The sequence below is a fragment of the Pseudoalteromonas sp. 2CM41L genome, from assembly GCF_023161905.1.
Classification (GTDB): domain Bacteria; phylum Pseudomonadota; class Gammaproteobacteria; order Enterobacterales; family Alteromonadaceae; genus Pseudoalteromonas; species Pseudoalteromonas atlantica.
The window spans coordinates 70,084-84,719 of the sequence record NZ_JALNTN010000009.1; the positions used below are offsets into that span (position 1 = coordinate 70,084).

The 14,636-nt window shown below is 39.6% G+C and carries 11 protein-coding genes; 2 read left to right on the forward strand and 9 right to left on the reverse strand.

Annotated elements, in window-relative coordinates; all coding sequences use genetic code 11:
• The first annotated feature begins 52 nt into the window (after positions 1-52).
• Positions 53-937 (forward strand): metallophosphoesterase, encoded by an 885-nt coding sequence (locus MTF64_RS12020; RefSeq protein ID WP_248451531.1) that lies wholly within the window; start codon positions 53-55, stop codon positions 935-937.
• A 28-nt stretch (positions 938-965) separates the two neighbouring features.
• Here the strand turns inward: MTF64_RS12020 and MTF64_RS12025 are convergent, their stop codons facing one another.
• From MTF64_RS12025 to MTF64_RS12040, 4 genes are all read right to left on the reverse strand, one after another.
• On the reverse strand, positions 966-3,893 hold the full coding sequence (locus MTF64_RS12025) for a TonB-dependent receptor (RefSeq protein WP_248451532.1): 2,928 nt from the start codon (positions 3,891-3,893) through the stop codon (positions 966-968).
• A gap of 8 nt (positions 3,894-3,901) precedes the next feature.
• Positions 3,902-4,885 carry a FecR domain-containing protein gene (locus MTF64_RS12030; protein WP_248451534.1) on the reverse strand — a complete coding sequence of 328 codons (984 nt, stop codon included), beginning with the start codon at positions 4,883-4,885 and terminating at the stop codon, positions 3,902-3,904.
• Between the two features lie 5 nt (positions 4,886-4,890).
• Positions 4,891-5,406, reverse strand: coding sequence for an RNA polymerase sigma factor (locus MTF64_RS12035; RefSeq protein ID WP_248451535.1), 516 nt, complete (start codon positions 5,404-5,406; stop codon positions 4,891-4,893).
• Between the two features lie 166 nt (positions 5,407-5,572).
• Positions 5,573-5,971, reverse strand: a complete 399-nt coding sequence (locus tag MTF64_RS12040) for a thioesterase family protein (protein ID WP_248451536.1) — start codon at positions 5,969-5,971, stop codon at positions 5,573-5,575.
• Between the two features lie 36 nt (positions 5,972-6,007).
• On the opposite strand from MTF64_RS12040, the gene MTF64_RS12045 reads away from it, so the two are divergent.
• A complete protein-coding gene (locus tag MTF64_RS12045; RefSeq protein WP_248451537.1) occupies positions 6,008-6,712 on the forward strand; it encodes a 2OG-Fe(II) oxygenase in 705 nt (234 codons plus the stop codon).
• Positions 6,713-6,855: 143 nt separating this feature from the next.
• On the opposite strand, the gene MTF64_RS12050 is transcribed toward MTF64_RS12045, so the two are convergent.
• From MTF64_RS12050 to MTF64_RS12070, 5 genes are all read right to left on the reverse strand, one after another.
• The gene (locus MTF64_RS12050; RefSeq protein WP_248451538.1) at positions 6,856-8,088 is read right to left on the reverse strand and encodes a cysteine desulfurase-like protein; all 1,233 of its coding nucleotides are present in this window, start codon (positions 8,086-8,088) and stop codon (positions 6,856-6,858) included.
• 9 nt (positions 8,089-8,097) lie between these two features.
• The gene (locus MTF64_RS12055) at positions 8,098-8,730 is read right to left on the reverse strand and encodes a 2OG-Fe dioxygenase family protein (protein ID WP_055255169.1); all 633 of its coding nucleotides are present in this window, start codon (positions 8,728-8,730) and stop codon (positions 8,098-8,100) included.
• A 198-nt stretch (positions 8,731-8,928) separates the two neighbouring features.
• Complete coding sequence (acnB, locus tag MTF64_RS12060) at positions 8,929-11,526, reverse strand: bifunctional aconitate hydratase 2/2-methylisocitrate dehydratase (RefSeq protein ID WP_064386559.1); 2,598 nt, start codon at positions 11,524-11,526, stop codon at positions 8,929-8,931.
• Between the two features lie 308 nt (positions 11,527-11,834).
• Positions 11,835-12,893, reverse strand: a complete 1,059-nt coding sequence (locus tag MTF64_RS12065) for an OmpA family protein (protein ID WP_138578050.1) — start codon at positions 12,891-12,893, stop codon at positions 11,835-11,837.
• Between the two features lie 335 nt (positions 12,894-13,228).
• Positions 13,229-14,635: a protein adenylyltransferase SelO family protein gene (locus tag MTF64_RS12070; RefSeq protein ID WP_248451539.1), complete on the reverse strand. Its 1,407-nt coding sequence runs from the start codon at positions 14,633-14,635 to the stop codon at positions 13,229-13,231.
• Between the last annotated feature and the right edge of the window lies 1 nt (position 14,636).

Here is a 14,636-nt window from a genome sequence, read left to right on the forward strand (position 1 = left end):
AGCTAGGTCACTATTTTAGTGACCTAGCTACTTAAATAAAAAGATAAATGCTATGCAAAAATACTCAGCTTCATTGTTAATTAATTTTTTTCTGCTTTTAGTTTGTTACCCATCAATTGCAGCGAATGACTCATTTACTTTAGGTGTTATTGCCGATTGCCAATATGCCGACCAAGACGATAAAGGAACGCGACATTATACATCGTGCCCTAATAAGTTAAGCACTGCGGTTGAGCAATTTAATCAACTGCCTTTATCGGGAGTATTGCATTTAGGTGATTTTATCGACCGTGAATTTAAAAGTTTTACCCCGCTAAATACAATATCGTCATCGCTTAACGCTCCCCTTTATCATGTATTAGGAAACCATGAATTCTCGGTAGATGATAAGTCTAAAATGCGTATAACCGACACGTTAAATATGCCCTCGCGTTACTACAGCTTTGAAATAAATAACTGGCTCTTTATTGCACTAGATGGCAACGATGTGAGTACTTATGCATGGCCTAAAAATAGTAAAAAGCATAAACAAAACATGATTTTATTTAACTCTCAATATAAAGGGCATGAAGATTGGAATGGCGCAATTGGTACAAATCAACTTAAGTGGTTAGAAAAAAAATTAAAGGTAGCGCAAGTAAAAAAACAACCTGTTGTGCTGCTAAGTCATTTTCCTGTATTTCCTGAAAACAATCACAACTTATGGAATGCCCAAGAGGTATTATCGCTTATCAGTCAATATACGAGTGTAAAAGCATGGTTTAATGGTCATAACCATGTGGGAAACTATGCAAAAAAAGAGGGGATTCACTTTGTGACCTTTCATGCCATGCTTGACACCGACATAACAGCATTTAGCACCGTTGAATTTTCGCCCACCCAAATTACAATAAACGGCCTCGGGAGGCAACCCTCAATGGCTTTACCACTTCGATAGAAATAATTTAATCCTAAAAATAGCTCATTTAGTTTAATGCGTAATGCACGCCCAGTGAAAATTGGGTTCCGCTTTGCGTATGCACTAAAGTACGCTCACCTTGAAATTGTCGAAGCGCTTCGTTGCCTATATTTTTAATGCCGAATACAATTTTACTGCGGTCGTTTAATTGAATATACCCATCTAAGTCATAAAATATACTCGCGTCAAACCCTTCTCTAGTATTTTGAGTTTCACCAATGCTGGTAATGTATTTACTTCGATAAGTACTTGAGAGCGCCGCCCCAAAATTTGTATCATTGTATTGTAGCACCGCATTGAATACGCGCTTTGACAATCCCGGCGGTATTGTATTTGTTCTCTTGTGATTTTTTAATAAATGAGCTTTTCCATTTCCTAAGCTAATATTAAAATTCATCCTCACGCTCTCAAATGGTGAAGAAAACTGATGCTTCAGAGCAAGCTCAAGACCATAAATATAAGCATCATTACTATTGATTGGCTTAACAATAGTAAACTCACTTTGTGGTGAGCGACGACTATCTTGCTCTAAATACGTTAACGGTAATTTTGTATCAGCATAAATAGCATTATTTGATTGCTCAACAATATAGCCTTTTAAACTTTTATAAAAAGAAGCAGCTGACCATGTAGTAGAGTTTGAGTAGTACTCTAATGACAAATCAACCGCTTTAACACGAAAGGGCTTTAACCTAGGGTTGCCTTGTTTTATTATTAAATCAGCGACGTTTATATCGGTATAAGGACGTAATTGATTTAAATCGGCTCGCGCAATATTTTTACTGGCAGCTAACCGCAACTGCCAGTGCTCATCAAGCTCTAAGTTTAAATTGCTTGTGGGTAGCCAGCCTTCATAAGTTTGCTTATTAATACCGTTGTTAATAATATTTAAACCCCCTTGTGAGGCCTGTGCTGTTTTAAACCACCTAACACCTACGCTACTATTAAATGGCACCTTAAACATCTCTCCTTGAGTGCGATATTGTAAATAGCTAGCCCATGTTTTTTCTGTAATTTGATAAACCGTCCCAGGGCGATTGTGTGCTTGAGTTAACGTTAATGGCTGTAACTTTTTTCTCATAATATCTGCAAAAGTGATGTCGTGCTGACCAACACTATATGCCTGACTTAATGGCAGCTGAGTTAATGTGGAGGCATTTAATGGCTGCACTGTTTTAGTTTGCCAGTCAACACGAGAACGACGCTCCCAACCAGCAGAGAGGTAGCGTTTATAATGCACTCCAAAATCTAAATATTGAGTACTCGACAACGCATACGTAAAATTATTTTTTATGCTGTCAAAGGTATTATTAAATGCATCATCACGTACATCAGTTCGCATTAATTGCCACTCTTCAGGGCTTGTTAAATCAAAGTCGTAGTTATACTTAGCGTATTGCCGGTTTCGCCAATCTAAAGATACGTTGTGGTCGCTCGCCTGAAGAAAAATTTTATGATTAAGGGGGACGCTGAAGTCAGCATCAGAGCGACCAATCAGCAATTGACTATTTAATGAATCCGTTACCTTTATATTTGCACGCATTGATGCTTGATAATAATTAGTTTGTGTTTGTTGCTTTTGATGCTCTGAGCGTAAATCCAAGTGCTTAAACTGTGCAAAAACTAAATAGTTATTCTCAATAACGGCATTAGTTAATAACTGCTTTCCTACTACATTCCCAATTAAACTATTATCGCCAGCAGTGGCTAATTGATAGTGGGTTCTGTCGTTTTTTAATGTACCTAGCAGTAAATCAAAATCAATTAAAAAGTCATCATTAGCTTGCCATTGTAATGTATTGTTAATGGCTAATCGGTTACGAATATTACCCCACGCCGAAATACTGTTACCTACCGGCACATAAGTACGATTAGACCCTTTAGCATTAATTAATTGCTCAGCAATGTTTATGTCAACGGTATCTGCTACATTATCCATACCAAAATTAGCGCGACTCCAATGCCAAGTGTGATGGCCCTGCTCGACAGTCTCCAATTGCGAGTAATTAATAGAAAATAAAGCTGCTATATTGTTCCAACGCTTTGCAATATGTGCTGAGATACTGGGGCTGTAACCCTGACTTAAATTATTATATTGCGCCTCTAAATTGAATTTACCATGCCATCGCTTATCATCATAAACCATAGGACGAAGTGTTGTTAAATCCAGAGTGCCCGATATAGAACCCTCCCCCATCTTCGCTGTATACGATTTATGTAATTCTATTTGATTAAATAAATCGGCAGGAAAAATACTATAGTCAAAACCTCTGGAACGATCAGCACCTCCTCGCTGGTCAACGCCAGAATCCGTTGCAAATAAGGCATCTAAACCATTAATTCGAGTTTGTGTTAAGTGAGGCTCTAACCCCCTTACAGAAACCCTGCGACCCTCTCCTGAATCTCGAGAAATTGTCACACCGGGTAATATTGTTAACGTGTCAGCTAAATTTGTATCAATAAGTTTGCGTGTTTGAGAAAGGTAAATATGCTCCGAAATATTAAATGCATCACGTTTTACTGCATCACTACTAAGCGCATTTAACTTTTGAGCAGTAGTAATAACTTCTTCTATATCATTGTTCGCTTGTGACTGGACGATTTTCTTTTCGATTTTACTTTTAATAATTTTAGGTTTTAAAATAATAATTTCGTGCTGAAAAGTAACGATTAAATTACTGCTCTTTAGCATTAGCTCCAGCGCGGTTAAAACGTCTAACTCTCCATTGACAGGCAATGCTTCAACTCGGTGTGTATCCTCAGAGGATGAGAATATAGTACGCCCAGTAAGCGTAGAAACTTTACTTAGCGCTTCTGAAAGAGGTTGTTTATTTATAGAAAAATGATAAAGGCTACCTTTACTCGCAGCCGCAGCATAGCTTAAATCGGATAAAAATAATAAAGACCCGCACACATAGCTAAAAAAGCGTATCATTTTAATACTTATAAATTAAATAAGTCATTTTTTGAAACTTCAACTACATCTGCTTTATAAGTAATACTAACGCCCTCTAACGTTTTTAATGCATTGAGTAGCTTATCAGTTTCTGTTGCTGAAAATGATACTGTAAAACTCATTTTTGAGAGTTCATTGTTATTAATAATGATCGGTATATTACGATATCGATTTACATCTTCCATAATTGCACTTAAAGGCTCATCTACATAAACCAAACGCCCGTTTTTCCAAGCCGATGCGTTTTTATAATCAAATTCGCCTTTACTGATTAGTAAAGCATTATCACTTAACTCTATACGCTCACCAAGGCTAAGTACTTCGTTAAGCGCACTTGTGCTCCCTACTGATGAAATTTTTACAGTCCCTTCTGTTACCGATACCCTTACATTATTTTTTAAACGACGAACCTCAAATTCCGTACCTACAACCGTAACTTTATTTTTCGCAATTAGTACATTAAAGGGACGATTGTTAATGTGTTTAATATCAAAATAAGCAGTACCTGATTGTAGCTTCACATTACGTTTTTTGTTATTAAACTCAGCCTCTAAGCTACTTGAAGCACCAAGCGTCACACGGCTTTTATCAGGAAGTATAATTGTTCTTACTTCACCTATTTGGCTAGAAAAATAAAGTGTTTGAGAGGTGTTCGCCCCCAAAAAATTATAACCTAACACGCATAGTAAAAACGATGCAGCTAAGCTTAACCCATACCAGAGAGTTTGATTTTTCTTACGTTGAGTTTTATTTTTTTCTATAGTACGTAGTGATAAATTGCGAGTAAGGGGCACGTCACGCCAAATACTTTCAATTTCTTTATACGCTTTTACATGAGAAGGCGAGCGCTTTAACCATTGCAAAAATAACTCTCGACCCTCGTTATCTGCGGAGTTTGAGTATAAATAAACAAGCCAAACTTGTGCTTGATGCTCAATGCTGCCGGTTAGCTTTTTCTCAATTAGGTGCATGTTAATTACGCATCCTTCGCATGTATATAATTGTGTAGTTGCTCAATCGCATTTTGCATTTGGCGGCTTATATCGCCAAGACTCCAACCTGTCGCCGCTTTAATTTGTTGGTACGTTTCACCATGGATCCGACTACGCACGACAATATCTCGCTGTTTATCAGTGAGCGTATTCATCGCATTAGAAATATGTTCTATTCGTAAATTCATACCACATAAATCTTCAGGGCTACCTTGTGTACATAGTGGCTCATCAATACTATCGAGTGCATCATCTATAAAGCTTTGTGTGTTTTTAAAACGAGAGCGATAATTTAAACCAATATTAATAGCTGAGCGCAGTAAATAAGCCTTTGGAAACTCTATTTTATCAATATGCTGATGCGATAACATGTTACTAAATGCCTCTTGTACTAAATCTTCAGGGTCTGGAGGGCCTGAACCAAAAATATCACGGACTTTGCGGTTTAGTTCACTATGGTGTTCAGCATATAATTTTTCGAAAAATGATTTGATGATCATATAAATGACTTTAAAAAACCCGTAATTCAAAAAGTAAAAACGACCGTAAATAACGGTCGCAATATTTGGAAAGGTTAATCTAGCATGCGGTTATGTTAAAAATATGACAAAATAAATGGTTGTTCATTGAAAAGTATTCATTATTCGAAGCTCAAATTTGCTCTCTTTAATATGCTGAGCATATATGCTCATTAAGCGCCGCTTTTTCGTCAACGCTAAGCGCTTGCTTTGATTTAGCGATAAAATCGTATCTCACCATCACGGCTTTGCCTATTGCGCAGCATTTATCGTTTTGCCATGCTTCTTGCCTGAGCGTAAAAGAACTAGTGCCTATATGCTCTACAGAGGTTTTTACTGTCACTTCGTGGCCATAAAATAACTCCCCTACAAACGACACTTCTATTTTGGCAATTATCAACTTCCAGTCATGTGGGTTTAAGTCCGGTGTAAAAAACTTAAAAATAGGTCCACGCGCGACTTCAAACCATACTGGGAGTACGGTATTGTTAATGTGTCCGAGTGCATCTGTTTCGCTAAAGCGCGGCATCACTTTTTCAATAAACATAAAAATCCAAATAATAACTAAATAAAAAGGTAAATCATGACGGACTTTATCCACGTTATTGATAACGCGTTAAGCGATGATTTTTGCGATAACTTTATTACCACATTCTCTAACAGCCCGCATGTAAAACAAGGTGTAACCTCTGGTGGTGTGGACTTAAAAAAGAAAGACAGCCACGACCTGCAATTAAACAGTTACCCAGAATACGCCCAACAATTAAAGCATATTCAGCAAACCACTGCACAGCATGTTTTTAACTATGTAGAAGCACACTTTTTTATGCTAATTGGCGCATTTGGCTTAAAAGTTTATCACCCAAAAACGGGGGATGTGGTGGATTTAACACAGGATAACTTTGGCGAAGTAGGCAAACCGCAGCTCTCTGTGTTGGTGCAGCAAATATTTAGACTTGGGAACATTCAGGCGCAAAAGTACGAGGTAAATAAAGGCGGCTACCCTTACTGGCATAGTGAAGTGTATCCACAACTACAACACAATGAAGCCCTGCACCGTGTATTATTATTTATGTTTTATTTAAACGATGTAGAGGAAGGTGGCGAAACAGAGTTTTATTATCAAAAACGTAAAATTGCGCCTAAAAAAGGCACTATGGTCATTGCCCCTGGCTACTTTACGCATACCCATCGAGGTAATAAGCCGGTATCGAACGATAAATATATTTTAACTTCATGGGTGCTATTTAATCGCGCAGAGCACATATACGGCACACCTAAAAGCTAAAACAGTCAGCGGGCAAAAACTAACTAACCGCTGACTACTTTAATGCATTTGAGCTTTAAAAAGAGTTATTCAAAAGCGCAGATTTGTATTCATACCAATCCGCGATAATACTTAATTATGCGGATTGGTATAATCTGTCAGTTTCAAAGAAGTTGCTCAAACAAATCAAATAACTTATCTAGCTCTTCGGTGGTGTTGTAATGCATACAACCGATGCGCACTACACCGCCTTTATCAAGTACACCTAACTGCTCACATAAGCCTTGTGCATAAAAATGTCCATCCCACACACAAATATGCTGTTTGCCTAAAAACTCAGACACCTCACGCGGCTCTAGTCCTTCAAAGGTTAAAGCAAATGTAGGCGTACGCTCGTTTAAGCGCTCTAGGTCATCAATGCCATATAGCTTAATGCGCGGGTAATTAACTAAACGCGTTAAAAAGTATTCACTAAGCGCCATTTCATGCTGCTTTGTTTTAGCAAAAGCCACGCTTAACTTTTCGCGGCGCGTGTGGCCTTCATCAAGCCCGCTAATATCAGCAATGTAATCAACAGCGGCAATAAAACCCGCTAGGGCTTCGAAGCTTTGCGTGCCTGTTTCCCATCGACCTGGTGCTACATCTTTAGCTGGTTCTACTTTGTAAGGCGTAAAACCTTCAAGATGCTGTGTTTTACCGTACACCATGCCTAAGTGAGGACCAAAAAACTTATAGGCAGAACAGGCCAAAAAGTCGCAATCAAGGGCCTGAACATCAACAAGCTCGTGCGGTGCATAATGCACGGCATCAACGTACACTAATGCGCCTACAGCATGGGCAAGCTCTATAATACGTTTTATATCGTTAATAGAACCCGTAGTATTTGAAGCGTAAGTTACCGCAACCAGTTTAGTATTGCTGTTTAATAAGCTTTCAAACTGCGCCATATCTAAGCTGCAATCAGCCTCGTTAATTAAAGCGGTTTGAACTTTAACGCCTTTATCTTGCGCTGCTTGCTGCCACGACGATACATTTGAGAAGTGATCAGCGTTAGTTACAATAATCTCATCACCGGCTTGCCAATTGCGTGAAATAGCACGGCTAAAGCTAAAGGTAAGGCTGGTCATGTTAGGGCCAAACACTATATTTTGTGCACTTGGCGCATTAAGTAAATCGGCTGCTGCTTGGCGCGCATTTGCCATTAACTCAACGGTTTTATCACTTGAAAAAAACGCACCGCCTAAGTTTGAGTTGTAGTGCCCTAAATAAGCAGTCATTGCACTTAGTACAGACTGCGGCACTTGAGAGCCACCTGGGCCATCTAAAAATATTGGCGATTTACCATCAACGGTTTGTATTAATGCAGGAAACTGCTCACGTAGTTGCGCTATGTTCATGAGCATTCCTTAAGAGGTAAGTACAAAACAATCCAGGTAACCTGGCTTGCTTGTATCTACTTTGTTCATTGGCGTTGCATTGTGCCAAACTTGACGGTCGTTTATTAGTGCAAACATTCCGTCTTTAATTTCCATTTTAAAACACGGTTCTGCTTGCTTGTTTTCGTATACTAGCAGCTCGCCGCCTTCTAAGTTTTCGTGAGAAACACCACATACACAAACATGGTCAAACCCATCTTGATGCACACCTTCAGGTGCTGCGGGCGTATCGCTATCAATCGCAAGCATTCTAAATTGGTGAATTTCAATATCACGGCCTTCATCAATGCCGGTAAGCTCACAAAACTCACTTACAATGCTTTTCATACCTTCTGACTCAAGTAAGCTTTGCTCTAAGTTTTCATAAGTACGCTCAACATTACCCTGAAAGGTGTTAATAGAATCGTCTTGAACAAACGCTTTGGCAGCTTGTAGTTTTAGCTCACCATTTTGAAATTTAATTACCGAGTAACGACGCTTACGAAATTCACCATCAGCATACGGATTAGCAGGTAGGTTATCAAAAGAAGGCTTAACCAAATCAATATTTGCTTGGTTAATAAAACGAAGTTGCAGTAAATTCTGGTTGTTTAATGCAGTCATAAAATCTCGCTTAAAATAATGAGAATATTGAAAGGGATTTTAATGCATGTAGAAAGGAATATTTGCTTTATTATTTATATAAAAAGTGGGTAATGGTTATATTTAATTCAATTAAAACTTATTACAGCATGAAATATTCAATTTTATTTTAACCAATAAAAAACCCGCCTAAGCGGGTTTTTTTAAAACAGCTTTAAATTATACAGCTTGCTGAATAATTACGTTGTCTGCTTTTTTAGTGTACTGAGGCATACGGTGGAAGTTCAAGTAACGGTATGTATCTGCAGCCGTTGCATTGATTTTCTCTGCGTATTCTTGGTACTCAGCTGGTGTAGGTAATTTACCTAAAATTGCCGCTACTGCAGCAAGCTCAGCTGATGCTAAGAATACATTTGCGCCTGTACCTAAACGGTTAGGGAAGTTACGTGTTGAAGTAGAAACAACCGTTGCTTTATCAGCAACACGTGCTTGGTTACCCATACACAGTGAACACCCTGGCGTTTCGATACGTGCACCAACACGACCAAAGATACCGTAGTAACCTTCGTCAGTTAGTTGGTCTTTATCCATCTTAGTTGGTGGAGCTACCCAAAGTTGAGTTGGGATACGACCAGTAAAGCCATCTAGTAATTTACCCGCAGCACGGAAGTGACCAATGTTAGTCATACAAGAACCGATGAATACTTCGTCGATTTTCTCGCCAGTAACATCAGAAAGTAAACGCGCATCATCTGGGTCATTTGGAGCACAAAGGATTGGCTCTTTAATTTCAGCTAGGTCGATTTCTACAATGTGCTTGTACTCTGCATCAGCATCAGCTTCCATAAGTTCTGGGTTAGCTAACCATTCTTGCATTGCATTAATACGACGTTCGATTGTACGTACATCGCCGTAACCTTCAGAGATCATCCACTTAAGCATAACAATGTTAGACTCAAGGTATTCGCTGATAGACTCTTTAGAAAGCTTAACAGTACAACCTGCTGCTGAACGCTCTGCTGATGCATCTGATAATTCAAACGCTTGCTCAACAGTTAAGTGCTCAACACCTTCAATTTCTAGTACGCGACCAGAGAATTCGTTGATTTTACCTTTTTTCTCTACTGTTAATAAGCCTTGCTTAATACCGTAGTAAGGGATTGCGTGTACTAGGTCACGTAAAGTGATACCTGGTTGCATTTCACCTTTAAAGCGAACCAAAATAGACTCAGGCATATCAAGTGGCATAACACCTGTTGCTGCTGCGAACGCTACTGCACCTGAACCCGCTGGGAACGAAATACCTAATGGGAAACGTGTATGTGAATCACCACCAGTACCTACAGTATCTGGTAATAACATACGGTTTAACCAAGAGTGAATTACACCATCACCAGGGCGAAGTGAAACACCGCCACGGTTCATGATGAAATCAGGAAGCGTATGGTGAGTGTTTACGTCAATTGGTTTAGGGTAAGCAGAGGTATGACAGAATGACTGCATTGTTAAATCTGCAGAGAAACCTAAACATGCTAAGTCTTTAAGCTCATCACGTGTCATAGGACCTGTAGTATCTTGCGAACCTACAGTGGTCATTTTTGGCTCACAGTATTGGCCTGGGCGAATACCTGCTACGTTACATGCTTTACCAACCATTTTTTGCGCTAGTGTAAAGCCTTTATCAGACACTTCTGTTACTGCTGGTACTTTAAATACGTCAGTAGCACCTAAACCTAAAGAGGTACGTGCTTTGTCTGTTAAACCACGACCAATGATTAGAGGAATACGGCCGCCGGCACGTACTTCATCTAAAATTACGTCTGATTTAAGTTCAAAAGTAGAGATAACGTCATCAGTACCGTGGCGTTTAACTACACCTTCGTATGGGTAAATATCAATTTGATCACCCATGTTGAACTCATCAACATTTAACTCGATTGGTAACGCACCTGAATCTTCCATTGTGTTGAAGAAGATAGGCGCAATTTTGTTACCTAAACATACACCACCAACGCGCTTATTAGGTACGTATGGGATATCATCACCCATAAACCAAAGCACAGAGTTAGTTGCAGATTTACGAGAAGAACCAGTACCTACAACGTCACCTACGTATGCAAGTGGTAAACCTTGTGTTTTTAATTCTTCAAGTTTAGTGATTGGACCTACTTCACCCGCTTTGTCAGGAGTGATACCGTCGCGCTCATTTTTTAGCATTGCTAAAGCATGAAGTGGGATATCTGGACGTGACCATGCATCTGGTGCTGGTGATAAATCATCAGTGTTTGTCTCGCCGGTTACTTTAAATACAGTAACAGAGATTTTTTCAGCAACAGCTGGCTTGTTAGTAAACCATTCAGCGTCTGCCCAAGATTGAATAATCTTTTTAGCGTGCTCGTTACCTGCTTTTGCTTTTTCTTCTACGTCGTAAAATGCATCAAACATTAATAATGTGTTTGATAGACCTTTTACAGCGATAGGCGCAAGTGTTTCGTCATCAAGTAGCTCAATCATTGGGGCGATGTTGTAACCACCTAACATTGTACCTAATAATTCTGCTGCTTTTTCTTTAGATACTAATGGAGATTGTGCTTCGCCTTTAGCAACTGCCGCTAAAAAGCCTGCTTTGATGTATGCTGCATCATCAACGCCTGGTGGTACGCGGTTGATTAGTAAATCTAAGATGAACTCTTCTTCACCCGCTGGTGGGTTTTTAATTAGTTCAATAAGATCAGCCGTTTGCTGAGCATCTAATGGCGCTGGTACGATACCTAACGCGGCACGTTCTTCTACGTGTTTACGATATTCTTGTAGCACAATATTGCCCTCTTGGTGACGTGAAAGTATTCGGTAGCGCCTCATGCGCAAAAAAAGTAACCCAATACTTATAGTATTCTAACGCGGGATTATAAAGCTTTTATGTATAGATGAAAATCCATCCAGCTAAGCAACTGATTATACCGACTATAAATATTATGAATAGTGGTAAGCGTAAATTCTATTTTCGTGAATGTTTGTTAAGTAATAATCATTCTTGTTTAATCAAATTAATACTGCATATGCTGTTTTAAAGGCATAAAAAAACCCAGCACTAAGCTGGGTTTTTAAAATAAAGTAAGTAACTATTAACGCTTAACTTTTACACGTTCAATAGATTTTACATGTGCTTCTACACGACGGTTTTCAGCGTGAGCTTCTTTCGTGTTAGCTGTGTTTTTAAGACGTTCTTCACCTAGACCAACAGTTGTAATGCGATCTTCAGCAATGCCATCTTTAATTAGCTCTTGTGCTACATCATCAGCACGCTTTTTAGAAAGCATCTTGTTGTAGTTTGCGTTACCTACCGCTGACGCGTGGCCTTCAAGTAGTACAGTTGTATCTTCGTGCTCTTTTAAGAACTCAGATACTGATGCAATGTCGTCAAAGTAACGTTGACCAACTTGTGCAGAATCATGTGGGAAAGTAACTAATAAGCTTGTTGTTACTTCACGGTCTTCGTATAAAGTACAGCCATCGCCATCAACAGCGTCTGTCATTGGCGTGTTAGGACATTTATCATCTTTATCTAGGATGTTGTCGTTGTCGCTGTCTTTAGGTTCTACAGGTACTTCTACTACTGCTGTAGGCGCTGGTTCTACAGGCTGTGCAGGCATAGAGTTTTGGCCAAATAAGTAGTTAATACCAATTTTAGCACCTACATCTGTGTAACCTTTATCAAGACCTTGGTATACCGCAGTTTCAGCGTTTACGAAAAAGCCATCAGTAATAAAGTGTTGGTAACCAACACCTGCGTTTAAGAATGTGTTGTCATCTACTACGTCCATTTCTTTAATACCGAATAGACCGTAGAAAGGGCCGCCGTCAAGGTGGTAAAGCGCATCAATACCGTAACGCTCGCCGTCGATATTATTACGATTACCCGCTACTTTATCGAACGCGTTAAAGTCCATATCTGCATACTCAAGGCGTGCGCTCCAGTAATCGCTGAAACGGTAACCTGCTTCTACACCCCAACCAGTTGACTCGTTTACATCAAGGCCAGTTTGTGCGCGCATGTTTTTCCATGACGCATCATAGTAGTCACCGAAAACACCAAGGTAAAGGCCTTCTTCTTTATCGGCAGCGAATGTAGACGCGCTAGTTGCAGCTAACGCAATTGCAATTGTAAGTGATTTTAATTTCATTGTTTTCTTCCCATTTTAACAACTTAGAAAATTGTAGCTAATCAATGCTAGCTCAACCAGTTTTGTACACACTACCTGAGCTTTTGTTAATCGATACTTAACGAAAAAATAAAGATTATAAATTTTTTCAACGATATACAGACATTCCAACCACCAATTGTAGGTTAAGTGAAAATTTTTACCTAATCGGCAATTAATAAATTATGGTAATTTACAAATAGTTACTTTTTATGAATGCGAACAATACCACCGAGTATATAACTGCTCAATCATTGGACACTGAACCATTTAAAAATGACTATTTATAATCAGTAACTTACAATTAATTACAATACTTAAGTACCGCAAAAAGTTTGATAGCCCTTGTCATCTTTACCTGTCTCTTGAAAGCGGGCTAAGTTAGCTGTTTTATCATATGGGTTACTCATCACCGCTAAGAAGTCGCTTAGCAGCTCACTCTCGCCGTGTTGATTATATTGCGCGAGGATTTCTTCGACGATGTGATTACGCGGTATAACCCTTGGGTTAGCCGCTCTCATAAGGTTATAGCTGTTTTCATCACATCTTTTTTGCCATAACTGGGCCCATTGCGTTAATTTATCTGGCACTTTGCCACCCTTTAGTGACTCGGTTAGGGCATCAAAGGTGTTGGTGTAATCGAGCTTATGCTCTTGAAATAACAATAATAACTTACTTACAAGCTCTACATCGTCTTCGTTATAACCTGCTAAGCCTAATTTTTGTGCCCACATTTGATTATATTGCTCGTTAAATAACGTAGAAAACTGATTAATTAGCGGCGTCATTAAACTTACAGCTTGTTCGTCATCTTCATCTATTAGCGGGATTAGGCTCTCGGCTAAACGCGCGCAGTTCCAACTTACAATATTTGGCTGATTACCATAGGCATAGCGACCTTGCTTATCAATTGAGCTAAACACGGTATCAAAATCAAAGGTATTCATCATTGCACACGGGCCGTAGTCGATAGTTTCGCCGCTTATCAAGGTATTATCAGTATTCATAACGCCATGAATAAAGCCCACTCGCATCCAGCTAATAACCAGCGCTAGCTGACTATTTATAACGGCTGCTAAAAAGTCTAAATAGCGCTGAGCCGCAGTTGATTGAATACTTGGGTAATGGCGTTCAATGGCTACATCAGCTAATTTTTTTAATCCCTCTACATCACCTTGAGTTGCTAAATACTGAAACGAGCCAACGCGAATATGGCTACTTGCTAAGCGAGTAACAATTGCGCCAGGTTGCGGCGGATTACGATAAACAGCTTCGCCTGTGCCGACAACAGCCAAACACCGCGTGGTTTTTATCCCTAAGCTGTGCATAGCCTCGCTCATAATATACTCGCGAATAGCGGGGCCTAATGCGCATCGTCCATCGCCTCCTCTTGAAAAAGGCGTGGCGCCTGAGCCTTTTAACTGAATATCCCACAGCTGATTTTTATCATCGCTGATAGCACCCAGTAAGTGCGCTCGCCCATCACCCAAGCGCGGCGAAAAGTGCCCAAACTGATGCCCAGAATAGCCAAGCGCTACAGCACTTACCGGTTGTGGCTCGTTACCAGCAAAAGTACTGGCGCGCAGCGCTGGCTCAACATCTATATTAAACTGCTGTGCTAAGACTTCGTTCCACAAAAGTAATTGCGGGGCAGCAACGCTTGAAGGTTGATCCTCTATTGCAAAGTTATCTGCTATGTCTGTGTATCTTGGCACTAGTTTCATG